This window comes from Mycolicibacterium sp. Y3 (assembly GCF_051188035.1).
GTDB lineage: Bacteria > Actinomycetota > Actinomycetes > Mycobacteriales > Mycobacteriaceae > Mycobacterium > Mycobacterium fluoranthenivorans.
This window is the reverse complement of record NZ_JAVQLT010000001.1, coordinates 4,882,721-4,907,790: the sequence shown is the minus strand read 5'-3', so window position 1 is coordinate 4,907,790 and position 25,070 is coordinate 4,882,721. Positions and strand designations below refer to the sequence as shown.

Genomic DNA, 25,070 nt, shown 5'->3' with positions numbered 1-25,070 from the left:
ATCAGGCCAGGATGCGATCCCCGGCGCGCAACAGCGCGCTGGGCAGTTCGTGGCCGACGGCGTCCTGTGCCACCTTCGCGGCGTCGATCGCGCGGTCCAGGTCGACGTCGACGTCGATATCGCTGTCGCGCAACAGGTACACCAGATCCTCGGTGGCGATGTTGCCGGAGGCACCCGGGGCGAACGGGCAGCCGCCCAGGCCGCCGACGGAGGCGTCCAGCCGGGTCACCCCGGCCTGCACCGCGGCATACGCGCTGGCCAGTCCCGCGCCGCGGGTGTTGTGAAAATGCGCCCCGAGAGGGATGTCCCCGATGAGGGGTTTCAGCTTGCCGATCAGCACGCTGACGCGCCGCGGGGTGGTGGTGCCGATGGTGTCGGCGATGGCGATCCGGTCGACGCCGAGTTCTACTGCGGCGATGGCGATATCGAGCACGTGGCGGGCAGGTGTCGGGCCGTCGAACGGGCAGTCCCACGCGGTGGCGATGATCACCTCGACGGTGGCGTCACTGTCGTGCGCGATGCGGGCCACGTCGGCGATCGCGGCGGTGGCCTCGCTGCTGGAGCGTCCGACGTTTGCCATGCTGTGCGCGTCCGAGGCCGATACCACGTATTCGATGGACCGTAGCCCGGATGCGATGGCGCGCTTGGCGCCGTTGGCGCTGGCGACCAGAGCGGAGAATTCCACGTCCGGGAACCGGTACAGCTGCGCGGCGAGTTCGGCGGCGTCGGCGAGGGCGGGCACCTTGGACGGTGAGACGAAGGCGGTGGCCTCGACCTCGCGCACCCCGGTCGCCACGATGGCCTCCAGGAGTGCGACCTTGGCCGCCAGGGAGATCGGCTTCTCGATCTGCAGGCCGTCGCGCAGGCAGACCTCGCGGATGTCGACCTTCATAGGACGCCCTCCTCCTGTAGCGCGGCGATCTGGTCGGCGGACAGGCCGAGCAGGCCACCGAACACCTCGTCGTTGTGTTGGCCGGGGCGCGCGGAGCCGGCGTTGCGCACCGAACCGGGGGACTCGGTCAGCACGGGAACCACACCGGGCCCCTTGACATTTCGCTCGATCCGCTCATCCCAGTGGTCGGCGATCATGCCGCGGGCCTGCAATTGCGGGTCGGTGACCACTTCGGCGACGGTGTTGATCGGCCCGGAGATCACGCCGGCCTGCGACAGCGTCTCGATGATCTCGGCGGGCTGCCGTTGTGCGGCCCAGTCGCCGATGATCTTGTCCAGTTCATCCTGATTACGGCCACGCGCAACGTGATTGACGAACCGGTCATCGGCGGCCAGCTCGGGCCGGCCCATCGCCTCGCAGAGGCGCCGGAACACGGTGTCCTGGTTGGCGGCGATCACCACCCAGCTGCCGTTGGCGCTCTGATAGATGTTCGACGGCGCGATACCTTCCAGCCGGGTACCTGACGGGCCGCGCACCACGCCGCCGACATCGTAGTCGGGGATGGTGGATTCCTGGATCGCCAGACATGATTCGGTCAGCGCGGTGTCGACGACCTGACCGACGCCGGTGACGCTACGCCGGTACAGCGCGGCCAGTGCCCCCTGGGCGGCGAACATGCCGGCCAGGCTGTCACCGAGGGAGAGCGCCAGCCGTGGGGGAGGGCCGCCGGGAAAACCGTTCATATGCCGCAGGCCGCTGGCGGCCTCGGCGACCGAGGCGTACCCGGCCTTGCCGGCGTCCGGCCCGGTCTGCCCGTACCCGGACACCCGCACCAGGATGATGCCCTTATTGCGTTCGCGCAGCACGTCGTAACCCAGGTTCCACTTCTCCAGGGTCCCGGGCCGGAAGTTCTCGACGATCACATCGGAACGGTCGACCAGTTCGAGAAACAGCGCCCGGCCGGCTTCCTTTCGCAGGTCCAGGGTGACGGCCTTCTTGTTGCGGGCGTGCACGGTCCAGAAGAAATGGTGCCCGTCCAGTTCGGCCTGCCCCCAGGTACGCAACGGATCCGGGGCGGAGGGCAGCTCGATCTTGAGCACCTCGGCGCCCATGTCACCGAGCAGCCGGCCCGCGAACGGGCCGGAGATCAGGGTGCCGAGTTCGAGCACCCGGATGCCATCGAGGGCGCCGGTGGTCATGGCGTCTCCAGCGAGAATCCGTGCCGGTGCAGCCAGTCCGTACAGATCCCCACGGCCTGACGCAGCGTCCCGCGCTGATCGGGTCCGGAGTAGTAGTGGTTGGCCCCGGGGATCTCGTGCATTTCCTTGTCCGGATGCCCGATCGCCTCGTACAGCCGACGGGTGTGGCTGGGGGTGCAGGCATCGTCGGCGAGGTTGCCGATCACCAGTGCGGGCACCGCGATGTCAGGGCCGGCTTTCACGGCGTCACCGTTGGCGTCGTCATAACTCCACTGTGACAGCCAGCTGCGCAGGGTGCAGAACCGGGCGAGGCCGACCGGGCTCATGTTGACCACCTGGGGGTCGCCCAGGTAGCACTGGCCGGGGGTGCGGTCATTGGGATCGACGGTCGGATCCAGCCAGCGCGGATCGGCCATGGTGCCGTGCACGACGAACGCGAATTCGTCATCCGGTCGGCCGGCGGCCTTGAGTTCCGCGAGCTTGTCCTTGACCCACGCCGTGATTCGCCGGTTCCGGGCGATCTGGGCCTGGTGGTAGCGCTCCAGGAACTCCGGCGTATAGGGCGGTTGGTTCGGGTTGTCCGGGTTGTACAGGTCCAACTCGGGGTCCCGCTTGGACGGGTCGTTCTCGTCGAGGATGGAGGCGTCCATCCATTCGGTCATGGTGCCGTGCCGGCTGATGTGGGCGGCCAGCAGCATGATGCCATCGGCCGGGATGAGCCCGAGCTTGGTCAGATCGGGGCCGTCGCCGGACGGGCTGGCGGTGACGGTCGGGTGCTGCGCCTGCTGTTGGTAGAACACCGACAATGAACCGCCGCCGCTCCAGCCGGCGAGCACCACCTTGGAGTAGCCCAGCCGGTTCTTGGCGTCTTTGATGCACTCGCCGAGGTCTTCGACCACCTTCTCCATCAGCAGCGCGGAGTCGGTGCCGCGGAACCGGCTGTTGCAGTAGATGACATGGTGGCCGGCGCGGGCCAGTGCGTTGATCATCGGCAGGTAGGCGCCGCCGCCGATCGGGTGCATGAACACCAGAACGGTGTCACTCTGTGTGGTCTTGGGCTTGAGTAGATAGCTCTCCAGCACCACCAGTTCGGCGACGCCGCCGTACACGTCGCGGACGCTGGAGGTGTTCTGGTACGCGACCAGATACGGGATGCGCTCGTACTCGAACCTCACGGGTGTTTCCACGGCGGTCACTAGTGTTGCCCCAGATCGTTGGCGAGGATTTCGGCGGACGGTGTGAGCCTGCGGCGGGTGTCAATGGCGATCACCGACCAGTCGACCCGGTCGTAATCGTCGAACTTGCGCCGGGCCCGTTCACGCGCCTTCTCGGGTGCGCCGTGGTGAACGCCTTGCGGCGCATGGGAAACCAGACCCGGAGGCATCGGGATGCCGTACAGCGAGCCGGAGTGGAAGAATGCGATCTCGTCATAGTCGACGTTGCGGTGATACCACGGCGTGCGCTCGGTGCCGGGCACGCTCTCGGCCGGCTTGGGCAGGAAGTTCATCACGTACACCCCGGTGGCCTGCATGAACAGATGCACCGTCGGCGGCAGGTGCACGCTCTCGGAGGTGATGACGGTGTAGTCCTCGATGTTGAAGGTGAACGGGAAGTTGTCTCCACGCCATCCCTCGACGTCCAGCGGATTATGCTGGTAGAAAAGCGAAGTCGGCCCACCTGCGTGGATCAGCCGCACCTCATATTCTCCGTCGGCCTCTGGCCCCACGCCATCGTCGATCGGTGCCGGTTCGGGGACGGTCACCTGCGCCGGGTCGAACGGGAAGTGCCGGCCCAGGATGCCGGCCGGCGGCACCCGGAAGTCGTCGGTGGCCTGGATCATCAGCCAGGTCGATTCTTCGTCGGGCACCTGCCGGAACGTGCACGCCTTGGGGATGTACACCCAGTCGCCTTCGCGGTAGCGCAGCGGGCCGAACTCGGTTTCCAGCAGGCCGGCGCCCTTGTGGACGAACACCAGCAGGTCACCGTCGACATAGCGGACGAAGAACGGCATCTCCTCGCTGCGCCGGCTCAGCAGCACCAGGCAGTCATCATTGGAGTACATCAGTAGCGGCCCGCCGTGAGCATCGGTGGCGTCGCTGGGCTTGAGTTCGGACGACAACACATCGGTGGGCCGCAGGGGACCGACGGTGCGGTAGGCGGTGGGGTCGTGGCGCCGGTACATGTTGGCGGTGCGTCCGACGAACCCACCGCGACCGAGTTCGTCGTCTTTGAGGCCGTCCAGGTCGGCGTGCACACGCTTGGGCGTCTTGCCCTTGCGCAGGTGAACGAAGGATTCCATCTCGCTCCTCGATGATCCGGCGATGCAAAACTGAAAGTGACTTTACTTTTTGTTTCACGAACAGGCAAGGGCGATCCGGCGTCGGTTTTCCGCGGAGAACCGGACCGTCAGGGGACCGGCACACCGTCCTTGAGGAACTTCAGGCCGGAGCCGTCGCGCTAACGTCTTGCCGCGCGGGCCAGTTCGATCGCCTCGGCGCGCAGCTGTGCACGCTCGGCCGGTGTCCACCGGGTGGTCGGCTCGATCACCAGAGTCTCCACCGAGTATCCGAGCATGCCGAACACGTACTCCAGATACGGTTTCTGGAAGTCCTGCAGCTCAGGATGGCGGCCGTCGTAGGCGCTGCTGCGAGTCAGCAACAACTGCAACGGTTTTCCGTCGCCGAGGGTGCCCACATGTTCACCGTGTTCGTTGAGGGTGAAGCTGGCTGCGGTGAATGCCGGGGCTGCACGATGATATCGATCCAGGCCTTCAGGGCATGGGGCACATGCTAATTCCACATCGGCGAGGACACCACCAGCCGATCGAAGCCGCGTACTCGTTCGATCTCGTCGAGCACCCGTTGCCACGCCGTCTGCTGGTCATCGGTGATCGGTTCGCCGAACAACTGCGCGAACTTCGCCAGGGCGGCGTCCCGGCCGAAGCGTAGTACATCATCGCCCCACACCGAGAAGCGTTCGTATTCCTGGCCTTCCAGATAGGCCAGCGCCAGCTGGGACGACAGCGCGTCGTCACCCTTGGGACTGGCCTCGACCCACAGCGTCGCCATCAGACCATCGATGTACGGGGGATCTTCAAGCCCAGGCTCAGCGCCCCGGCCAGCTCGCGGCTGGTGTCGTAGTCGAACACCACGTGCCCGGCCAGCACGTCGACATCCCGTTTGAACCGTTGCAGCGGGTTGGACAGGAAGTGGATGCTCGCCCCGCCCGCGCCCAGCAGCTCCGCGATGACGGCCCGTGATTCGGTGACGATATGCGCCGCGGCCAGCCGGGCCTGTGCGCGGACGGGTTTCTCGACGGCATCGCCGGCCTCGACGATGGACTCGATCTCACCGACGGTGTCGGCGAGCAGCCCACGCAAGGCGCGTAGCCGGACCTGTGCCCCCGCCAGGTGTGCCTGGGCGATCGGCTTGTCCTTCTGCATCACGCCCTCATACGGCAGCACCCGTTCGGCGAGTCGGTCCGCGTAGATCTCGGTGACCCGTTCGGCGCTGCCCAGCGCGGGCATCGCCGCCAGCAGCGCCAGCGCCGGCACCATCGGCCAGCGGTAGGTGGCCGCGTCGTGCAGCCCGGCTCCCGGTGCGGTGCCCGCATAGATGTCGGTCACCTTCACCAGGCGATGCTCCGGCACGAAGGTGTCGGTGACGATCGCGTCGTTGGACCCGGTGGCCCGCATGCCATCGGTGTGCCAGACGTCCTCGACGGTGACCTCACTCATCGGCAGCAGCGCCAGCGCCGGATAAACAGCGTCATCTGGCCCACAGAGCGCGGCGACGATGATCCAGTTGCCGTGCATCACGCCGGTCGACCAGGACCACCGGCCGGTCAGCCGGATCCCCCCGTCGACGGCCACGCCGCGGCCCGTCGGGGCCAGGGGAGCGGGCGCCAGGAACGGCCTGCTGCCGAAGGCCTCCTCCTGGGCCTGCTCGCCGAACAGCGCCAGCATCCAGTTGTGCAGGGCGAAGAAGCCGATGGTCCACGCGCTCGAGGTGCAGCCATGAGCCAGCCGTCGGACCGGATCGAGGAGGGCGGGAAACGGGGCCTGCGCTCCTCCGTACCGTGTCGGCACCAGGAGATCGGTGAAACCCGAGGCCAGCAGGTCTTCGACGGTGGCGTCGGGCAGTCGGCGCAGGGTTTCGGCTTCGTCGGCGCGGGCGGCGAGCGCGGTGACGAACTCGCCGGTGATCTGGGGCTGCGTGATCAGCATGGCCAGAACGTACCATACCTTTTGGTATGGATTCGGGTGGAAGGCGTCAGGTGGCCAGCATCAGATCCAGAAATCGTTCGCTGCGGGCGGCCTGGCGCGGATGGGGGACGGGCCCCGATAGATGCAGCAGGCCGACCCCCACGGCAAACGTCGCGTCGGCTCGTAACTCGGCCTCGTCGGGGGCGAAGCCGGAGTCGAGAAACGCGTTGCGCACAGCGGCCCACACCCGGCGGTCGGCGGCGCGCACACTCTCTGCCACCTCGTCATCGGTGCGGGCCCATTCGCGCATGGCGCGCTCCAAGGTCCAGTGTCCCGGGGTGATGAGTGAGGCCATCATGTGCCGCAGTCGGTCGCGGGGTGGCAACGATCCGATCTCTTCTATCGAGCGGCGATCCCGGTCGCGAAGCTCACCCCAACCCTGCACAAGCGCTGTGCGGTAGCTGGGCATGCCGTCGAAGTGCCAGTAGAAGCTGCCTTTGGTCACCTCGAGGTGGCGGCATAAACGGTCGATTTTCAGGGCTTTTATCCCTTCGGCGGCGAGGATCGTGTAGCCGGCCTGCAGCCAGTCATCGACTGATAGACGATTGCTCGAAGAGGTCCGTTCACCCGCCATGAAGCGAAGCCTACGGCGGCACGCCGTGACCCCGGACTTTCTGAACTTGCTGGCACCGTGTTTTACTGCAATCCGCGACAACTGAATTTCTCGGTCCGCTCTGCTGCCCGAACGTCAGGTCGAGCGGACGCGTGATATCGCCGTGCAACGGAGCGCTGCGGTGTCGCTGGGCGGTGCCGCCATCGTCCAGAGCCGAGCGTGACCGCGGACAATGTGAGTTGGGATGGATTTATGCAGAACGTTGTAGGCCGGTGGATGCGCCGGATCGGGGCCGCCGCCGCGGCCGCCCTTGTCATTCCGGGCGCGGTCGCCATGACCGGCGAAACCGCACCAGCGGGGGCCTTCTCCCGCCCGGGTTTGCCGGTGGAGTACCTGCAGGTGCCGTCGCCGTCGATGGGCCGGGACATCAAGATCCAGTTCCAGAGCGGTGGCGAGGGTTCGCCCGCGGTCTACCTGCTCGACGGTCTGCGTGCGCAGGATGACTTCAACGGGTGGGACATCAACACCCCGGCCTTCGAGTGGTTCCTCAACAGTGGCCTGTCGGCGATCATGCCGGTCGGCGGACAGTCCAGCTTCTACGCCGACTGGTACTCCCCGGCCCGTAACAAGGGCCCGACGCTGACCTACAAGTGGGAGACCTTCCTCACCCAGGAGCTGCCGCAGTGGCTGCAGGCCAACCGCGGTGTCAAGCCCACCGGTAGCGCCGCCGTCGGTCTGTCGATGGCCGGCTCCGCCTCGCTGACCCTGGCGATCTGGCACCCCGAGCAGTTCGTCTACGCGGGCTCGCTGTCGGGCTTCCTGAACCCCTCCGAGGGCTGGTGGCCGTTCCTCATCAATATCTCTATGGGTGACGCCGGCGGCTTCAAGGCCGACGACATGTGGGGCAAGACCGAGGACCCGAACAGCGGCTGGAAGCGCAACGACCCGATGGTCAACATCGACCGCCTGGTGGCCAACAACACCCGCATCTGGGTGTACTGCGGCAACGGCCAGCCCAATGAGCTCGGCGGCGGCGATCTGCCCGCCACCTTCCTCGAAGGCCTGACCATCAAGACCAACATCACCTTCCGCGACAACTACCTGGCTGCGGGCGGTAAGAACGGTGTCTTCAACTTCCCGGACAACGGCACGCACAACTGGGCGTACTGGGGCCGGGAGCTCCAGGCGATGATCCCCGACATGCAGCGCGTGCTGGGCTGATCTGCGACATAGATCTGCGACATAGAAGAATCCCCCGGGGCCTGAAAGGGTCCCGGGGGATTTTTTATGCGGTTTCGCCCGCGGAAGCCGCTACCGGGTGGAGGGCCGCGGTGGGCCCGGGGCGGCGCAGGTTCACCCGTGCGACGCGGGCCATGAAGTCGGGCCGGAGCAGCTGCACCGGGGAGTCCATCATGCCCGTGACGCGCAACAGCTGGACCGCGATATCGACATCGGTCTCGGCTGCCCTCATCACCCGGTCGAGGTAGGCGTTGGACAGCCGCATCGACAGCGGGCGCGGGCCGGCCACTTCGGGCAGGGAGAGATCGGAGCCCACCGCGGTCTGCCATGCCACCCGGAGCCGGCGGGCGCTGGCCCGGAAGAAGCGCCGAGACATGTCGCGATCGCCTCGGCGCAGGCACTCCCGCAAGATGGTGGACTCGATGGCGGCCATCGTCATACCTTGCCCGTACACGGGATTGAAGCTGCAGATCGCATCTCCGAATACCAACAGCCCCTGCGGAAAGCGCTTCATCTTGTCGTAGCGCCGCCATCGATTCGAGGGCACGCGGTAGTGCTCGCCCTCGCCGAGCGGGGTGGCTGCGTGCACTGCTGCGACGGCGTGCGGCGGCGCGAATCCCGCACCGAAGGTGAGCATTTCGGATCGGTTAGCGGGTGCGTCATGGCCGCACATGGATCCGACCGTCATCATCCAGGTGTCGTTCTCATGGCCGACGATCGTCCACGTCCTCGGCCGGCCCGGCGCCGGGAAATAGCCGATCATCTGCTCGCGCAGGGTGCCGGCCGGTATCTGTAGCAATTGGCTGGCATAGGCGAGTTTGACGACGAGCTCGTCCGTGGGTGGGCTGCTGTATCCGATCTCGCGCAGGAACGTCGGCGTCCGGGAGCCGCGACCGGTCGCATCGACGACGAGATCGGCAACCGTCACCCGGGGATCCTCGCCGCCGTGGCTGACGATTCTCGCGCCGGTGACCCGGTCGGCGTCCGGGGTGCAGGTCAGCCCGACCACGTCGTGGCCGTCGAGGATCGTCACCGTGTCGATCGCGCGGACCCGCCGGCGGACATTGCGTTCGAGCAGAGGCCGGCTCGGAAAGTACAGTCGGGCGGCGTCCGGCGATTCGACATCGGTGTGGTGGGCCAGGACGTGGCCGGCAATCGCCACCTGCATCCGCGTCATCTCGGTGGACAGGGTGGCGGCACCGTCGCGGACCAGTTCGTCACCGAACCCGGGGAACAGCTCTTCGAGTATCTGCGCGCCGCGGGCCAGCAGGACGTGCCCGTGCCGGCCCTGGGGGACGCCGCGGCGGGGGACGGGCTCGTCGTTGAGCTCATCGCGTTCGACGATGGTGACGCGGTGATACTGCTCGGACAGCACGCGCGCCGCCAGCAGCCCTCCCATGCTCGCGCCCAACACCACCGCGTGATCACCGAGAACAGCCATTATTGGAGTGTCGGCGCGCTGGTCGGCGCGACGTAGGGCAATTCGGTACTCGAATCTGCGCACGCCGACGGCGCCCGCACGAAACTCCGTACGGGCGCCGCCAACGTCGTGACGTTACTTCAGCTGGGCTGAGGACAGCCCGAGCAGCCGTCGCGCGACGACCAGCTGCTGAATCTGCTGCGTGCCCTCGAAGATGTCCAGGATCTTCGAATCACGCGCCCACTTCTCCAGCAGCGCCTCTTCGGAATAGCCTGCAGTGCCGGCCATTTCGACGGTCTTGAGGGTGATGTCGGTACCTACCCGGGCGGCCTTGGCCTTACCCATCGAGGCTTCCTTGGAGTTCGGGATCTTGTTGTCGGCCTGCCATGCCGAGCGCACCGTCAGCAGGTAGCCGGCTTCCCAGTCAGCCTCCATACGCAGGAATTCCGCGGCGGCGGCGCTCTGCGCGTGTGCGGGCTTGTCGTAGGAGATCTCGATCCCGGCGTCGGTGAGGATGGTGCGCAGTTCCTCCAGCGCCGCCCGGGCGACGCCGACAGCCATCGCGGCCACGATGGGCCGGGTGTTGTCGAAGGTCTCCATGACGCCGCCGAAGCCCTTGTCCACCTTGACTTCCGGATCGCCGAGGAGGTTCTCCTTCGGGATGCGGGCGTTGTCGAAGCGGATCACGGCGGTGTCGGAGGCCTTGATGCCGAGTTTGTGCTCGAGGCGTTCGACGATCACGCCGGGATGCTCGCGTGGCACCACGAACGACTTGATGGCCGCCCGGCCCAGCGACTTGTCCACGGTCGCCCACACCACGATGTGGGTGGCCCGGGAGCCCGCCGTCACGAAGATCTTCTCGCCGTTGATGATGTATTCATCGCCGTCGAGAGTGGCCGTCGTCGACACGGCCGCCGAGTCGGAACCGAAGCTCGGCTCGGTGATGGCCATGGCGGCCCACACCTTGCCGAAACGCTCCAGCTGCTCCTTGGTGGCCACGCTGGAGATGGCGGCGTTGCCGAGGCCCTGATAGGGCACCGTCAGCAGCAGGGCGACATCGCCCCAGCTGACCTCCAGCGCATTCAACAGGGCAGACATGTTGGCGCCGTTGATGTTCTTCTCGGAGCCCTCGCCGGCGGTGAACGCGTCGGCGCCGGCCAGGGAGAGGGTCTTGGCCTCTGAGATCCCCTCGAAGAGGCTGGACAGGGTGTCCAGCTCGACTGGGTAGGCGTGCTCGGCCTTGTCGTACTTGCGGGAGATCGGCCGCAGCATCTCGGCTGCGCCCTGATGTCCCTTCTCGAGGACCGCTTGTAATTTCTTCGGGAGTTCCAGATTGATCGCCATTGCTCAAATCCCTTCTAGAGAACCACGACACCCTCGGCGACACCGATTGCCCGCAGATCGCGGTACCAGCGTTCGACCGGGTGTTCCTTGGTGTAGCCGTGGCCACCGAGCAGCTGGACGCCGTCCAGGCCGATCTGCATGCCCTTGTCGGCGCCGAACTTGCGCGCCAGCGCGGCCTCGCGGATGAACGGCAGGCCCTGCTCGGCGCGCGCGGCGCCGCGCCAGGTGATCAGCCGCAACCCGTCGAGTTCGATGGCGATGTTGGCGGCCATGAACGCGACCGACTGGCGGTTGGCGATGGGCTCACCGAACGCTTGGCGCTCCTTGATGTAGGGGATGACGTAGTCGAGTACGGCGTGTGACGTGCCGACAGCCAGTGCGGCCCAACCCAATCGGGCCAGGGCGATAGCCTCCGAGTAGTCGTTGTCGGTGGCCTCGTCCTCGCCGAGCCGGTTGTGCAGTGGGACGGCGACGTTGTCGAGTTCGATCTTGCCCAGGGCGGCGGCGCGGATGCCCATGCTCGGGTCGGCCTTGACGGTCAAGCCCTCGGACTTCGATTCGACGATGAACAGCGCCGGCTTGCCGTTGAGCTGGGCGCCGATGATGAAGAGTTCGGCGTCGGCGGCGGCGGGCACCAGCGATTTGACGCCCGACAGCCGGTACCCGCTGGGGGTGCGGACCGCGGTCGTCTTCAGCGCGGTCGGGTCGAACAGCGCATGCGGTTCGGTGATGGCGACGCAGGCCTGCGGGACGTTCTCGCCGGCGAACTCGGGCAGGTACGTGGCCTGCTGGTCGGCGCTGCCCCAGTGGGTCAGGGCCGAGGCGACGCCACCGGGCGCCAGGATCGGCAGGGCCAAGCCCATATCGCCGTAGGCCAGCGCCTCGGCGACCAGCGCGGTGGTGACGGTGGACCGGTGGGCAGCGATCCCGTCGAAATCCTCGGGGATGTTGATGGCGGTGATGCCGAGTTCGGCTGCCTTGGCGATCAGGTCACCGGGGTAGGTCGCGGCATCGTCGGCGTCGTGCGCGGCGGGGCGCAGGATCTCGGCGGCGAACTCCTCGACGGTTTCGACGATCAGCTTCTGATCCTCGTCGGGCGTGAGGTCGAAGTAGTCGGATCCGCTGGGCTTGAGCCGGGTGGCCGGCTTGCCGAGCCCCTGGATGCGCTTGATCTGGCGCGTCGAGGCGCCGGCGGCGGAGAACGCCGTCTTGACGCCGTAGCGCAGGCCCTTGTTGAGCGGATCGCGCAGGCCGTAGCGGTCCAGGAATTCCTGGCCGACGATGGGGGTGATCAGCGCCAATCCGATATCGGTCGCTGTCCGCTTGTGCTTTTGCAGCCCGATGGCACTCTCGGGTCCGGTGCGCTTGGGGCGGGATTCGATCTGGGTCATGTGCAGCCTCGTCTAGTAGGTGCGGTGTGCCATGACCGTATCTTACTCCCGAGTAAGATCGGCGAAACCTGTTACTAAGTTCACACCAGACGGCGCAGAACCTGGTCGTGCAAAAGGCCATTGGTGGCCAGCGCGCTGCCGCCGTGCGGGCCGGGCCGGCCGTCCACGCTGGTGAAGGTTCCGCCTGCTTCCCTGATGAGGACGTCCAACGGCGCGATGTCCCACACCTTCACCTCGGGCTCGCAGGCGATGTCGACCGCGCCCTCGGCGACCAGGCAGTACGACCAGAAATCCCCGTAGGCCCGCACCCGCCACACCTCGTCGGTGAGTGCCACGAACTCCTCACGGCGGTCCTCCCACCCGGTGGTGAGGTCGGAGTAGGACAGGCTGGCCGCGCTCAGTTCGGTCACGCCGGACACCTGAATCCGGCGGGTCGCCCCGTTGAACGACGCGTACGCACCCTCGCCGGCGGCGGCCCACCAGCGCCGGCCCAGCGCTGGTGCGCTCACCACTCCGACCACCGGCACACCGTCGTCGACCAAAGCGATCAGCGTGCACCACACCGGCACCCCGCGCACGAAATTCTTGGTGCCGTCGATCGGATCGATGATCCAGATGCGGCCCGCTGTCGTCCCGGAAGTTGTTGCACCACCGAACTCTTCGCCGAACACCGCGTCCGTGGGCCGCGCCTGCGCCAGTGCCGCGCGCAACGCCTGCTCGGCGCCCTGGTCGGCGTCGGTCACCGGGGTCAGATCCGGTTTTGTCTCGACGCGCAGGTCCAGCGCGCCGAAGCGCTCCATGGTGAGCGCATCGGCCTGGTCGGCGAGCTGCAGGGCGAGCGTGAGATCGGTACTCATGGCTGCAGTCCTACCATGGGGGCTATGTGGGAATTCGCTCTGCTGTTGCTGTTGGTCGGCGCGTTGGTCCTGATCGTCGTGCCGCGGCTGCGCAACCGACGGGGCGCTCCCGGCGATTGGCAGTCCGGCCAGCTGTTGGTGACCGGTCTGAGCCCCCGCCCGGACGCCACCGGTGAACAGTTCGTCACGATCACCGGCGTGATCAACGGCCCCACCGTGGCCGAACACGTGGTGTATCAGCAGCTGGCGGTCGACGTCGAGAATTGGCCGACCGTGGGCCAGTTGATCCCCGTCGTCTACTCACCGAAGAATCCCGACAACTGGCGGTTCGCCCCGTCGCAGGTGCCCGACCACCCGGGCGAGTTGTCCTAACCCGCGAGATTGCGGTTATCGGCCGAAAGAACGAGTGCACGCCGCAGCAACTGCAATCTCGCGGCGAGCCGGGCCCGCGACGGATGTGGTGGGCCGAGTTTCCCGTCCCAACCGTGGGCGAGCAGAGTGCGATACGTCCGTTCCAGGATCTCCCAGTCGCTGTCCTCTTTGATCACCCGCACGACGTTCCACCCGAGTCGTTCGATCCGGGGGATTATGCGTAGGTCTTTCACGTACTGAAACCGGTTGGTGCGGTGTTGATCTCCGTCGTACTCGACGACGACCAGATGCTCCGCCCAGCCCATGTCGACGGTGCGCAGCAACCTGCGGCCGTCCAGGATGGGGATCTGGGTGACCGGCCGCGGGAAGCCCGTGTCGAGGAACAACAAGCGCAGGCGGCTTTCCTGAGGTGAGGCCGCGCCGCCGTCGACGAGGGGCAATATCGCCCGCAGTTGTTTGAGCCCGCGGACGCCGCGATAGCGCTCCGCCAACATGGACACGTCCGCGATGTCGAACGCCGTGACGCGCTTGAGCTCGTCCATCCGGGCGAGCGCCTCGGTCCGCGGCCGGTATCGGCCCAGGTCTAACGCGGTACGGGCAGGCGTTGTCACCCGGACGCAATCCTCGACCATCACCTCGTCGGCGCCGAGTCGGTCGCGCCGCACGACGATCCCAGGCGGCGGCCGGCTGATGGTCCAGATCATCTCGACATCGATGTCCATATCGATCCAGCGGGCGCCGTGCAGTGCCGATGCGGCGAGGCCGGCGATGACTCCCAGCTTGCGGGAGCGAAGGAAGGCGCCGTCGATGCGCTCGTCGAGGGTCAATTCGTGACCCCTGGGCGCATAGACGTCGCGGTGGACGCGGTCGTGGTGGCGGCGCAGTTCGTGTGGCGTGACTGAGCCCTGCGCCAGGGCCTGCGTGCCCACGATGAGTTTCCTCATACCGGGATGTTCACCCCGCGTGCCGACAGAACTCGTCGACATTGCCGTTGTTGTGCACAAGTGCGAGTGGCGTCCGCAATAACGGCAATCTCGCGGACGGGCGGGGGATGGCTACGCTGACATTCATGCCCCAGCCGCTGCCCGAAGACCTGCTCGACCTGCTGCGCAAGCCCAGCCCGTGCTTCGTCGCGACATTGATGCCGGACGGGTCACCGCAGCTCACCGAGACCTGGGTACACACCGACGGCGAACACGTCGTCATCAACATCGTCGACGGCCACCAGAAGGCGCGGAACATCGCGCGCGACCCACGCGTGGCGGTGAACATCGCCGACCCCGACGACATCCGCCGGTTCTACGCGGTCCGCGGGCGGGTCAGCGCCGTCACCACCGAGGGTGGCAGGGAGAGCATCGACGAGATCTCCCACAAGTACCTCGGGATCCCGTACCCGAACTTCAGCGGAAACCCGGACGAGACAAGGCTCATCGTCACCATCGAAGCGGACAAGATCACCCCGCCCATGGGTGGGTGATCAGCCGTGCGCGATGCCCAGCATGTCGGCGACGCTGACCAGCTTCACGCGGGGCCGGTGCTGAGCCTCGCCGGTGGCGCGCTCGTGGGCGTCGATGCGCTGCCAGTGATCGTCGGTGACGAGCTTGGGTTGCCGCGACAGCAACCACTCGACGAGTACCTCGGAATGGTCGGCGGGAAAACCGGGTTCGCCGAGCCCGGCCAGCAACGTGGTGACGGTATCCGCCGAATCCTTCTTGTTCGAACCGATCACGCCCGAGGGGCCGCGCTTGATCCAGCCCACCACGTACTCGTTGCGTGAACCCTCGACGCGACCGTCGGTGTGCGGGATGGTGCCGGAGCGGTCGTCGAACGGCAGCCCACTCAGCGGCACCCCGCGGTAGCCGACCGCGCGCACCACCAGCTGTACCGGAATCTCCTCGCGCTCCCCGGTGTCCTTGGCGACCACCCGGTTGCCCTCGTTCACCAGCTCGTTGCGCCCCAACACAATCGACTCGACGCGGCCGTCGCCACGGATCTCGATCGGTGAGGTGGCGAACTTGAAGACCACCCTGCGCTTCGCTCCGCCCGGGTCCATCTCGGCGTACTCGCGCAGCACCTTCACGTTCTGCTTGACGGCCTTGCCGGCCGCCTCCAGCTCCTCGTCGGTGATGGCGTCGAAATCGGCTCGGTCCACCACGATGTCCACCTCGGCCATCTGTTCCAAGTGGCCGAGCTCGCGTAGTTCCAGCGTCGTGAACGGGGCCTGCACAGGCCCGCGCCGACCGACCACGATCACCTCCTGCACACCGCGGACCCCGAGCGAGTCCAGCGCGTGGTCGGCGATATCGGTCTGCGCCAGGATCTCCGGATCGCTGATCAGGATCCGCGCCACGTCCAGAGCCACATTGCCGTTGCCGATCACCACGGCGCGCTGTGCGTTGAGGTCCGGTGCGATGCCTTGGAAGTGCGGGTGGGCGTTGTACCAGCCGACGAAGTCGACGGCGGCGACACTGCCGGGCAGGTCCTCACCGGGGATGCCCAGGGCCCGGTCGGACTGCGCGCCGACGGCGTAGACCACCGCGTCGTAGCGCTGCGCCAACTCTGCGGCCTGCACATGCTCACCGACGGTGATGTTGCCGAAGAAGCGGAACCGCGGGTCCTCCGATGTCTTCGCGAACTGCGCGCTGATCGACTTGATCTTCGGATGATCGGGCGCCACGCCCGAGCGCACCAGGCCCCACGGCGTGGGGAGCATCTCCAACATGTCGACGCGAATCTCCCGATCCTGCGACGCATCGGCGGACTTCAACAGCGATGCGGCGGCGAAGAACCCGGAGGGTCCCGAGCCGACGATCGCCACGTGGTACGGGCGCATGTGCGAGCCTTTTCGTGAGGCTGACCGGCGGCGCGCAAGGGGCTGTCGCGACGTCGCCGCAGCGGTTACCAGGCCGATGCTAGCCGCGCCGCGCCGATCGAGGGCGGACTCTGGATAAGCGGCCGGTACCCTGAACTTTCGTGGATCCAGACCTACTTGCAGATATCGCCGCACTCGACGGAACGCTCACCACCGTGGAGCGGGTGCTCGATGTCGACGGTCTGCGCGCGCGCATCGCCACGCTCGAGGCCGAGGCCACCGATCCGAACCTGTGGAACGACCAGGCCAATGCGCAGAAGGTGACCAGCAGCCTGTCGCACGCCCAGAGCGAGCTGCGCCGGGTCGAGGAGCTGCGCCAGCGCATCGACGATCTGCCGGTGCTCTACGAAATGGCCGCCGAAGAGGAAGACCAGGAAGCTCGTACGGCGGCCCTGGAGGAGGCAGACTCCGAGCGGGCGCAGCTGCGCGAGGACCTGGAGGCACTCGAGGTCCGCACCCTGCTGTCCGGGGAATACGACGAACGTGAAGCCGTCGTGACGATCCGCTCCGGGGCGGGCGGGGTGGACGCCGCGGACTGGGCCGAGATGCTGATGCGGATGTACATCCGCTGGGCCGAGGCGCACAAGTATCCCGTCGAGATCTTCGACACCTCCTACGCCGAAGAGGCCGGTATCAAGAGCGCCACCTTCGCCGTGCACGCGCCGTACGCTTACGGCACGCTGTCGGTGGAACAGGGGACGCACCGGCTGGTGCGCATCAGCCCGTTCGACAACCAGGGCCGACGCCAGACCTCGTTCGCCGATGTCGAGGTGCTGCCCGTGGTGGAGACCACCGACCACATCGACATCCCGGAAGGGGATCTACGGGTGGACGTCTACCGCTCCAGCGGCCCCGGTGGGCAGTCGGTGAACACCACCGACTCCGCGGTACGCCTCACCCACATCCCGACCGGCATCGTCGTCACCTGCCAGAACGAGAAGTCGCAGCTGCAGAACAAGGTGTCGGCCATGCGGGTGCTGCAGGCCAAGCTGCTGGAACGCAAGCGCTTGGAGGAACGCGCCGAGATGGACGCCCTCAAGGGTGACGGCGGCAGCTCCTGGGGCAACCAGATGCGCTCATACGTGCTACACCCGTATCAAATGGTGAAAGACCTGCGCACCGAATACGAGGTGGGTAGTCCGTCCGCCGTCCTCGACGGCGATATCGACGGCTTCCTGGAAGCGGGAATCCGTTGGCGCAACCGCAAAGACGATGACGAGAAGTAGCCCTTGAACTGGTCCCAGCAGTGGCACAACTTCTGGCACGGTCAGATCGGTGAATGGATCCTGACCCGCGGCCTGCGGATTGTCATGCTTGTGCTCGCCGCGATGCTGGCCGCCCGGTTCGTCAACTGGATCGCGCAGAAGATCACCCAGCGCATCGATGCGGACTTCCGCGAGAGCGACGCCCTGGTGCGCTCGGAGACCACCAAGCACCGTCAGGCCGTCGCCTCGGTCATCTCCTGGGTGACCATCGCGATGCTCGTCGTCATCGTCTTCGTCGAATTCACCGACATCCTGGCCATCCCGATCGCCTCCCTGGTGGCACCGGCCGCCGTGATCGGTGCCGCGCTCGGTTTCGGCGCCCAGCGGCTGGTACAGGATCTGCTGTCGGGGTTCTTCATCATCACCGAGAAGCAGTACGGCTTCGGTGACCTGGTCGCGCTGACCGTCTCCGGTATCGCGCTGCCCGCCGAGGGCACGGTGATCGACGTGACACTGCGGGTGACCAAGCTGCGCTCGTCGGAGGGCGAGATGCTCACCATCCCGAACGGCCAGATCGTCAAGACGGTGAACCTGTCCAAGGACTGGGCCCGCGCGGTGGTGGACATCCCCGTGCCGACCACCGCCGACCTGCACACCGTCAACGAGTTGCTCAACGGGGTGTGCGAGTCCGCCATGAACGATCCGCAGATGCGGGAACTGCTGTTGGACAAGCCGCAGCTCATGGGTGTGGAGAGCATCCAGGTCGACACCGTGAACCTGCGCATGGTGGCCCGCACGCTGCCGGGCAAGCAGTTCGAGGTGGGCCGCCGGCTGCGGCTGCTGGTGATCGCCGCTCTGGCCGGGGCGGGTATCGCCTCACCCGCCGAGTCCGCGGCCTTGGCCCCGGTGGTGCCGCAGGAGCCGCACCAGTGAAATTCAGACTGCGTCGCGAAGGCGAGAACCGGCACTGGCCCACCTATCTGTTCTGGGGCCGGGTGCGCACCTCCACCTTCGGGTTGATTGTCGCGTTCTTCTTCACCTGGTGGCTGTACAACACCTATCAGCCACCGCCGCCGGCGCCGGCGGTCCCGGCGCAGCAGGTGGTGCCGCCCGGCTTCGTGCCCGACCCCGAGTACACCTGGGTGCCGCGTACCAACGTGGAGTCGCCGCGCACCACACGCACCACGACGACCACCACCCCGACTCCGACGACGACCGAGCCGACCACGACCACCGAGGCGACCGACACCACCACCACCACCACCCCGGGTGTGCCGCCGACCACAACGACGTCCACTCCGGCGGCGCCGACCACGACGGTGATCGACCCGGACGGGCCCGGTCCGATTCCGCCGCTGACCTTGCCCGTCATCCCGGGGCCGGCCCCGGCGGTGACGACGCAGACGACGGTCGATCCGAACGCGGCGCCCGCGACACCGGTGCCGCCCGCACGCAGCGCCAGCTGACACGCGTCACCTTCCGGCTACACTGGCGTGCCGTGATGATCACGCTCGACAAAGTGAGCAAGCAGTACAAATCCTCGGCGCGGCCCGCGCTCGACGATGTGTCGCTCAAGATCGACAAGGGCGAGTTCGTCTTCCTCATCGGACCGTCGGGGTCGGGCAAGTCGACGTTCATGCGTCTGCTGTTGGCCGCCGAACACCCGTCCAAGGGTGATATCCGGGTGTCGAAGTTCCACGTCAACAAGCTCTCCGGCCGGCACATCCCAAGCCTGCGCCAGGTGATCGGCTGCGTGTTCCAGGATTTCCGGCTGCTGCAGCAGAAGACGGTGTTCGACAACGTGGCCTTCGCACTGGAGGTGATCGGCAAGCGCGGCGATGTCATCAACCGGGTGGTGCCCGACGTGCTGGAAATGGTCGGACTGTCCGGCAAGGCCAACCGGCTGCCGCACGAGCTCTCCGGTGGCGAGCAGCAGCGGGTGGCGATCGCACGGGCGTTCGTGAACCGTCCGCTGGTGCTGCTGGCCGACGAGCCCACCGGCAACCTGGACCCCGAGACCAGTAAAGACATCATGGATCTGCTCGAGCGGATCAACCGCACCGGCACCACCGTGCTGATGGCGACGCATGACCACCACATCGTGGACTCCATGCGTCAGCGCGTCATCGAGCTCGAACTGGGCCGGCTTGTCCGCGACGAACAGCGCGGCGTCTACGGAATGGATCGCTAAGTGCGTTTTGGCTTCCTCATCAATGAGGTTCTGACCGGTTTTCGTCGCAATGTCACCATGACGGTGGCGATGATCCTGACGACGGCCATCTCCATCGGTCTGTTCGGTGGTGGTCTGCTGGTGGTACTGCTGGCCGACCATTCCCGCACCATCTACCTGGACCGGGTGGAAAGCCAGGTCTTCCTCACAAACGACGTGTCGGCCAACGACCTGACCTGCGACTCGGATCCGTGCAAGGCGCTACGCGCCCAGATCGAGGCGCGCGATGACGTCAAGTCGGTGCGGTTCTTGAACCGGGACCAGGCTTACGACGACGCGATCAGGAAGTTCCCGCAGTACAAGGACGTCGCCGGCAAGGACGCGTTCCCGGCGTCGTTCATCGTCAAGCTCGACAACCCCGAGCAGCACAAAGACTTCGACGTGGCCATGCAGGGCCAGCCCGGTGTGCTCAACGTGCTCAACCAGAAGGACCTGATCGACCGGCTGTTCGCCGTGCTCGACGGGATCAGCAGTGTCGCGTTCGCGGTCGCGCTGGTGCAGGCCATCGGTGCGGTGCTGCTGATCGCCAACATGGTTCAGGTCGCGGCGTACACCCGGCGCACCGAGATCGGCATCATGCGGCTGGTCGGCGCCACCCGCTGGTACACCCAGTTGCCGTTCCTCGTCGAGGCGATGCTGGCCGCGCTGATCGGTGTGCTGCTCGCGATCCTCGGCCTGGTCGTGGTGCGGGCATTGTTCCTGGACAAGGCGCTGAGCCAGTTCACGCAGGCTAATTTGATTGCGCCCATCGACTACGCTGACATTTTCTACATCACCCCCGCCCTGCTATTCGTCGGCGTGGCGATGGCGGGGCTCACGTCCTACGTCACGTTGCGCCTGTACGTCCGAAGATAGAGATGGCTACCAAGAGTAAGAAGCCCGACAAAGCTGCCGACAAGGCCAACAACCAGGTTGTTGCGACCAACCGCAAAGCCCGGCACAACTATTCGATCCTGGATGTGTACGAGGCCGGGGTGGTGCTGGTGGGTACCGAGGTGAAGAGCCTGCGCGAAGGTCAGGCGTCGCTGGTCGACGCGTTCGCCACCATCGACGACGGCGAGATCTGGCTGCGCAACCTGCACATCGCCGAATATCACCACGGCACCTGGACCAACCACGCGCCGCGGCGCAATCGCAAACTGCTGCTGCACCGGCGTGAGATCGACAACCTGGTCGGCAAGATTCGCGACGGCAACCTGACTCTGGTGCCGCTGTCGCTGTATTTCACCGACGGCAAGGTGAAGGTGGAGCTCGCGCTGGCCCGCGGTAAAGAGGCCCACGACAAACGTCAGGATCTGGCCAAGCGCGACGCGCAGCGCGAGATCACCCGCGAGCTGGGCCGGCGCAACAAGGGCATGCGCTGATCGGCGTAGTGCTCGCGCTGGTCTCGGCCGCCGGGTACGGCGTGAGCGACTTTGTCGGCGGCATCGCCTCGCGCCGGGTCGCCGCGCTACGCGTGGTCATCGTGTCCTACCCGCTGGCGATGGTGTTGCTGAGCTTGCTGGCGCTGTTCGTCGACGGGCACGTGACGGGCCCTGCGGTGTGGTGGGGTCTGCTGTGCGGGTTCTGCCAGGCATTCGGGGTGTGGTGGTTCTACGCCGCGCTGGGTTCGGGCCCGATCTCGGTGGTGTCCCCGCTGACCGCGATCCTGGTGGCCGGCGTCCCGGTCGGCTTCGGCGTGCTGATGGGCGAGCGCCCCAGCGCGGTGGCCCTCGCCGGGATCGCGGTGGCCCTGGTCGCGGTGGTGCTGGTGTCCCGGGGTGTGAGCGATGAGGATGTCACCGAACACCGGTTCACCACCAAGGTGGCGTGGTTGACGGTCGGGTCCGGCCTGGCCTTCGGACTGAACTTCGTGGTGATCAACGAGGCCCCGCACGACGCCGGGTTATGGCCGCTGGTGTTCGCCCGGATCGCCGCCTCGGTGATGGTGGTGCTGATCGCCCTGGTCGCCGGGCAGTTGCGGGTGCCGACCGGGGTGCCGCTGTGGCTGGCGCTGTCGGCCGGTGTGCTGGATACCGTCGCCAACATAGCCATGCTGTGGGCTTTACAGAACTCCCTGCTGTCGTTGACCGGAGTGCTCATCTCGCTGTATCCGGCGGGCACCGTCGCGCTGGCGCTGCTGGTGCTCAAGGAGAAGGTGACGCGCTGGCAGGTGGTCGGGATGGTCGCCGCGCTGGCCGCGGTCGCCATGATCGCCGGCGGCTAGTTCCCGGGCCGCAACCGCCACCGCGCGATGCCGGCGAACCCGATCGCCAGCACCCCGAGCATGACCATGTCGAACCACCACGCGCTGGCGGTGTGCTGCCAGTGCCCGTCTTGGGCGATCCCGACCACCGAGTTGCTCAGATCCGAGGTCGAGGCCGTCGCCGAGAAGCCCCAGCGGGCCGGGGTCAGCGCTGCGAGTACCGACAGCGCCGGCCGGCCCGTCACCGGGATGAACCCGCCGGCCAGCACCAGTTGCGCGGTAAGGGTCACCGCCAGTAGCGGCATCACCTGATCGGCGGTGCGGGCCAGCGCCGAGATGGCCAGGCCGAGGATCGCGGCGACCAGACCCGCGGCCGCGACACCGACGAGGAGCTCGAGCAGTGGGTTGCCGAGCGCCGACGCGCCGGCCGGTCCCGGCTTGCCGAGGCGGACGATCAGCACCAGCGCCACCGACTGCGCGACGGCGACCGCGCCGAACACGGCGATCTTGGCCAGCAGATAGGCGGTCGTCGACAACCCGGCCGCCTGCTCGCGGCGGAACAGCGCCCGCTCGTTGGTCAGGTCGCGCACCGTCAGCGTGACGCCCATCAGGATGGCGGCGAAGTTGGTCAGGGCGATCACCTGTTTGGCTTCGAACGGCGCCGACGCGGCCGCGGTGAGAAACCCGGCATGCCCGGACACCGTCAGCGGCAAGATCCCGACGAGCAGCGGCAGCACGGCCAGCAGGGCCAAAGGACCGCGGTCGGCGAGCAGCAGCCGCAGCTGGCGGCGGGCCAGGATGAAGAACTGGTCGCGCGGCGTGACCTTTTCGGGCAACGGCTTGGGTGCGAGTGTGATGAGGCGCAGCCGGGGCGGCGGGCTGGGCGCCCAGCGGCGGCCCAGGTAACGCCGTTGCGCCCCTTCGGGATCGGCGCACAGGCCGGCGAAGATCTCGGCCCAGTCGGTGCTGCCCATCGCCGGCCCGAGATCGACGGGTGTGCCGCAGTAGGCGGTCCGCCCGCCGGGTGCCAACAGCAGCACCTGATCACAGACGTTCAGGAAGGCCAATGAGTGCGTGACCACGATGACGATCCGGCCGGCGTCGGCGAGGGCGCGCAGCATCGTCATCACCTGGCGATCCAATGCGGGATCCAGGCCGGTGGTGGGCTCGTCAAGGATCAGCAGCGCCGGGTCGGTGAGCAGTTCGATGGCGACCGAGACCCGTTTGCGTTGCCCGCCGGACAGTGCGTCGATGCGGGTGCCGGCGTGAGGTGTCATCTCCAGTTCGGCGAGCACCTCGGCGATGGCCTGCGGGCCGGCGCCGCGCAGTTCGGCCGCGTACTGCAATGCCTGTGCGACGGTGAGCTTTCCGTGCACGATGTCGTCTTGCGGGACCATGCCGACGGAACCGTCGAAACGCACTATCCCCGAATCCGGTGCGATGGCACCGGCCAGGGTCTGCGCCAGGGTCGACTTGCCCGCACCGGACGGCCCGATGAGCGCGGTGAGCGTGCCGGGCGCGGCCGAGAACGACACCGAGTCCAGGCGGGTGTCGAGGGTGACGTCGTGGACGACGAGGCTGGGATCGGTCAATCGTGTGGTCATGTCAGCACGTACACCAGGGGGAGGGCCAGCAGGAGAGAATCGATGCGGTCGAGCAGGCCACCGAATCCGGGCAGCCAGTCGCCGGCGTCCTTGACGCGAGCTTGACGCTTGAGCATCGATTCGAGCAGATCGCCGAACAGGCCGCCGAGTGCGATGGCCAGGACCAGTCCGACCGAGACGGTGCCGAGCAGGAACAGCACCGCCGTGGCGCCGAGCAGCGCGCCGACCACACCGCCGAGGGTCTTGTTCGGGCTCAGCGGGGAGATGGGGCGCCGCGCCCAGGCCATGAAGCGCAACCCTTTTCCGCCGCACCAGGCGGCGACGTCGGTCGCGGCGACCGCGAAGCACACCAGGAAGGCATCCGGCCAGACCAGCACCAGATGTGCCAGCGCCCAGCAGATCCAGATCGACCCGAAGGCGGTGAAAGCGGTACGCCGCGCGCCGTTTTCGATATCACCGGACAGCACTGCGGGCGCCGCGCACAGCAGCACCAGCAGCGGGGTGAGGTCCAGCAGGGTCGGACGCAGCCAGGCTGCCAGCGGGTAGGCGACCGCGAGTGCGATGAGGACGACGGTGTCGGCACGGCTCAGCCGGACCAGCCGGCAGTACTCGATGACGGCCACCACGGCCAGTGCCGCGGCGAACGCGGCGGTGGTGCCCGGGCCGAGGACGGTTGGGACACCGACGGCGGGGGCGATCAGTACCCAGGTGCGCCATTTGCGGACCAGCTCGGGTTTGCGCGAGATCAGCACCGCGACACCGGCAACGGCCAGGATGCTCACCGTCAGGATCGGCAGGAACCAGGGGCCCCGGTCGAAGTGCACGGTGTCAAGCAGCGAGGGCATGACGCACTCCGGTAGCGAGTTGCACGACCTCGGCGCGCAACTGGGCGGCGGTGGTGTCATGCGGGTCGACGGGATCGCCGATACGGACCTCCATCGGGGAGCCGGGGGAGAACCTGCCGCCCTTGGGCAGAACATCGGCGGTACCCAACAGGGCCACCGGCACGATCGGCACACCGAAGTCACGAGCCAGGCGCAAGGCGCCGGAACGGAATTCGGCGATGCTGCCGTCGGTGGACCGGGTGCCTTCGGGATAGATGACCACGGTGTGGCCCGCGTCGAGCAGCGGACCCGCGGCATCACACAGGGCGGTGTAGCCGCCGTCGCCGGAGCGACGCAGCGGCAGCACCCCGATCAGCGAGGTGGCGACCAGCCGGCGGGCCGGGACATCGAACCAGTAGTCCGCGGCCGCAGCGAATTTCACCTTCGCCGCAGGGGGCAGGGCGGCCAGCAGCACCGCGGTGTCGGCGTGGGAGGAGTGGTTGGCGACGATCACGGCGCCCCCGCCGACCTGCCAACGGCCGGTGACGGTCAATCCGCCCGAGGCGTCGCAGACCGTGCGCCACAGCCAGTGCCGTAGGAAGCCGGCGCCGCTCATGCG

General features: G+C 67.2%; 27 protein-coding genes. 10 read left to right on the top strand and 17 right to left on the bottom strand.

The features are described from left to right. Nucleotide 1 precedes the first annotated feature (1 nt). From QN239_RS23865 to QN239_RS23830, 8 genes are all read right to left on the bottom strand, one after another. On the bottom strand, nt 2–892 hold the full coding sequence (locus QN239_RS23865) for a hydroxymethylglutaryl-CoA lyase (protein ID WP_499014212.1): 891 nt from the start codon (nt 890–892) through the stop codon (nt 2–4). Beyond that, complete coding sequence (locus QN239_RS23860; RefSeq protein WP_499014210.1) at nt 889–2,091, bottom strand: CaiB/BaiF CoA transferase family protein; 1,203 nt, start codon at nt 2,089–2,091, stop codon at nt 889–891. Before QN239_RS23860 ends, QN239_RS23865 begins: the two co-directional genes overlap by 4 nt. After that, nucleotides 2,088–3,266: an alpha/beta hydrolase family protein gene (locus tag QN239_RS23855; RefSeq protein ID WP_499014208.1), complete on the bottom strand. Its 1,179-nt coding sequence runs from the start codon at nt 3,264–3,266 to the stop codon at nt 2,088–2,090. Before QN239_RS23855 ends, QN239_RS23860 begins: the two co-directional genes overlap by 4 nt. Before the next feature lie 20 nt (nt 3,267–3,286). Further along, complete coding sequence (locus tag QN239_RS23850) at nt 3,287–4,390, bottom strand: homogentisate 1,2-dioxygenase (RefSeq protein WP_499014207.1); 1,104 nt, start codon at nt 4,388–4,390, stop codon at nt 3,287–3,289. Between the two features lie 158 nt (nt 4,391–4,548). Then, complete coding sequence (locus QN239_RS23845) at nt 4,549–4,785, bottom strand: hypothetical protein (protein ID WP_499014206.1); 237 nt, start codon at nt 4,783–4,785, stop codon at nt 4,549–4,551. A gap of 95 nt (nt 4,786–4,880) precedes the next feature. Continuing rightward, nucleotides 4,881–5,159: an NADPH-dependent FMN reductase family protein gene (locus QN239_RS23840; protein ID WP_499014205.1), complete on the bottom strand. Its 279-nt coding sequence runs from the start codon at nt 5,157–5,159 to the stop codon at nt 4,881–4,883. After that, a complete protein-coding gene (locus QN239_RS23835; protein WP_499014204.1) occupies nt 5,159–6,316 on the bottom strand; it encodes an acyl-CoA dehydrogenase family protein in 1,158 nt (385 codons plus the stop codon). Before QN239_RS23835 ends, QN239_RS23840 begins: the two co-directional genes overlap by 1 nt. A gap of 46 nt (nt 6,317–6,362) precedes the next feature. Beyond that, nucleotides 6,363–6,929 (bottom strand): TetR/AcrR family transcriptional regulator, encoded by a 567-nt coding sequence (locus QN239_RS23830; RefSeq protein WP_499014203.1) that lies wholly within the window; start codon nt 6,927–6,929, stop codon nt 6,363–6,365. A 231-nt stretch (nt 6,930–7,160) separates the two neighbouring features. On the opposite strand from QN239_RS23830, the gene QN239_RS23825 reads away from it, so the two are divergent. After that, complete coding sequence (locus QN239_RS23825; RefSeq protein WP_090355398.1) at nt 7,161–8,129, top strand: esterase family protein; 969 nt, start codon at nt 7,161–7,163, stop codon at nt 8,127–8,129. A 64-nt stretch (nt 8,130–8,193) separates the two neighbouring features. On the opposite strand, the gene QN239_RS23820 is transcribed toward QN239_RS23825, so the two are convergent. The 4 genes from QN239_RS23820 to hisN form a co-directional block, all read right to left on the bottom strand. Continuing rightward, nucleotides 8,194–9,588, bottom strand: a complete 1,395-nt coding sequence (locus QN239_RS23820; protein WP_499014201.1) for an FAD-dependent oxidoreductase — start codon at nt 9,586–9,588, stop codon at nt 8,194–8,196. Nucleotides 9,589–9,702: 114 nt separating this feature from the next. Further along, nucleotides 9,703–10,911, bottom strand: coding sequence for an acyl-CoA dehydrogenase family protein (locus QN239_RS23815; protein ID WP_499014199.1), 1,209 nt, complete (start codon nt 10,909–10,911; stop codon nt 9,703–9,705). Nucleotides 10,912–10,925: 14 nt separating this feature from the next. Then, the gene (locus tag QN239_RS23810; protein WP_499014197.1) at nt 10,926–12,302 is read right to left on the bottom strand and encodes an acyl-CoA dehydrogenase family protein; all 1,377 of its coding nucleotides are present in this window, start codon (nt 12,300–12,302) and stop codon (nt 10,926–10,928) included. 80 nt (nt 12,303–12,382) lie between these two features. Then, a complete protein-coding gene (gene hisN / locus QN239_RS23805) occupies nt 12,383–13,159 on the bottom strand; it encodes a histidinol-phosphatase (RefSeq protein WP_499014195.1) in 777 nt (258 codons plus the stop codon). A 24-nt stretch (nt 13,160–13,183) separates the two neighbouring features. Between hisN and QN239_RS23800 the strand changes: the two genes are divergently transcribed. Further along, on the top strand, nt 13,184–13,531 hold the full coding sequence (locus QN239_RS23800) for a hypothetical protein (protein ID WP_499014194.1): 348 nt from the start codon (nt 13,184–13,186) through the stop codon (nt 13,529–13,531). Here QN239_RS23800 and QN239_RS23795 read toward each other — a convergent pair. Next, nucleotides 13,528–14,475: a type IV toxin-antitoxin system AbiEi family antitoxin gene (locus QN239_RS23795; protein ID WP_499014193.1), complete on the bottom strand. Its 948-nt coding sequence runs from the start codon at nt 14,473–14,475 to the stop codon at nt 13,528–13,530. The two genes, QN239_RS23800 and QN239_RS23795, sit on opposite strands and share 4 nt — an antisense overlap. Before the next feature lie 125 nt (nt 14,476–14,600). Between QN239_RS23795 and QN239_RS23790 the strand changes: the two genes are divergently transcribed. Continuing rightward, nucleotides 14,601–15,008: a PPOX class F420-dependent oxidoreductase gene (locus QN239_RS23790; RefSeq protein ID WP_090355387.1), complete on the top strand. Its 408-nt coding sequence runs from the start codon at nt 14,601–14,603 to the stop codon at nt 15,006–15,008. Here the strand turns inward: QN239_RS23790 and QN239_RS23785 are convergent, their stop codons facing one another. Then, a complete protein-coding gene (locus QN239_RS23785; protein ID WP_499014191.1) occupies nt 15,009–16,364 on the bottom strand; it encodes an FAD-dependent oxidoreductase in 1,356 nt (451 codons plus the stop codon). 140 nt (nt 16,365–16,504) lie between these two features. Between QN239_RS23785 and prfB the strand changes: the two genes are divergently transcribed. Genes prfB through QN239_RS23750 form a run of 7 tightly spaced genes read left to right on the top strand, consistent with a single transcriptional unit; the run spans nt 16,505 to nt 22,044 of the window. Further along, nucleotides 16,505–17,629: a peptide chain release factor 2 gene (gene prfB / locus QN239_RS23780; RefSeq protein WP_499014189.1), complete on the top strand. Its 1,125-nt coding sequence runs from the start codon at nt 16,505–16,507 to the stop codon at nt 17,627–17,629. 3 nt (nt 17,630–17,632) lie between these two features. Beyond that, nucleotides 17,633–18,541 carry a mechanosensitive ion channel family protein gene (locus tag QN239_RS23775; RefSeq protein WP_235632763.1) on the top strand — a complete coding sequence of 303 codons (909 nt, stop codon included), beginning with the start codon at nt 17,633–17,635 and terminating at the stop codon, nt 18,539–18,541. Next, on the top strand, nt 18,538–19,074 hold the full coding sequence (locus tag QN239_RS23770; RefSeq protein WP_499014187.1) for an Rv3103c family proline-rich protein: 537 nt from the start codon (nt 18,538–18,540) through the stop codon (nt 19,072–19,074). The genes QN239_RS23775 and QN239_RS23770 overlap by 4 nt, the downstream gene beginning before the upstream one ends. Before the next feature lie 35 nt (nt 19,075–19,109). Next, nucleotides 19,110–19,799 carry a cell division ATP-binding protein FtsE gene (ftsE, locus tag QN239_RS23765; RefSeq protein WP_090356209.1) on the top strand — a complete coding sequence of 230 codons (690 nt, stop codon included), beginning with the start codon at nt 19,110–19,112 and terminating at the stop codon, nt 19,797–19,799. Continuing rightward, nucleotides 19,800–20,693, top strand: a complete 894-nt coding sequence (gene ftsX / locus QN239_RS23760) for a permease-like cell division protein FtsX (protein ID WP_090355378.1) — start codon at nt 19,800–19,802, stop codon at nt 20,691–20,693. A gap of 2 nt (nt 20,694–20,695) precedes the next feature. Then, nucleotides 20,696–21,202 (top strand): SsrA-binding protein SmpB, encoded by a 507-nt coding sequence (gene smpB / locus QN239_RS23755; RefSeq protein ID WP_499014185.1) that lies wholly within the window; start codon nt 20,696–20,698, stop codon nt 21,200–21,202. Then, on the top strand, nt 21,199–22,044 hold the full coding sequence (locus QN239_RS23750) for an EamA family transporter (protein ID WP_499016946.1): 846 nt from the start codon (nt 21,199–21,201) through the stop codon (nt 22,042–22,044). Before smpB ends, QN239_RS23750 begins: the two co-directional genes overlap by 4 nt. Here QN239_RS23750 and QN239_RS23745 read toward each other — a convergent pair. From QN239_RS23745 to QN239_RS23735, 3 genes are read right to left on the bottom strand one after another with little or no spacing between them, the layout of a single operon-like run. Then, nucleotides 22,041–23,627 carry an ABC transporter ATP-binding protein/permease gene (locus QN239_RS23745; RefSeq protein WP_499014184.1) on the bottom strand — a complete coding sequence of 529 codons (1,587 nt, stop codon included), beginning with the start codon at nt 23,625–23,627 and terminating at the stop codon, nt 22,041–22,043. The genes QN239_RS23750 and QN239_RS23745 overlap by 4 nt on opposite strands. Then, nucleotides 23,624–24,472, bottom strand: coding sequence for a phosphatidate cytidylyltransferase (locus tag QN239_RS23740; RefSeq protein WP_499014182.1), 849 nt, complete (start codon nt 24,470–24,472; stop codon nt 23,624–23,626). Before QN239_RS23740 ends, QN239_RS23745 begins: the two co-directional genes overlap by 4 nt. Then, nucleotides 24,456–25,067, bottom strand: a complete 612-nt coding sequence (locus QN239_RS23735) for a lysophospholipid acyltransferase family protein (protein WP_499014181.1) — start codon at nt 25,065–25,067, stop codon at nt 24,456–24,458. The genes QN239_RS23740 and QN239_RS23735 overlap by 17 nt, the downstream gene beginning before the upstream one ends. Nucleotides 25,068–25,070: the final 3 nt, after the last annotated feature.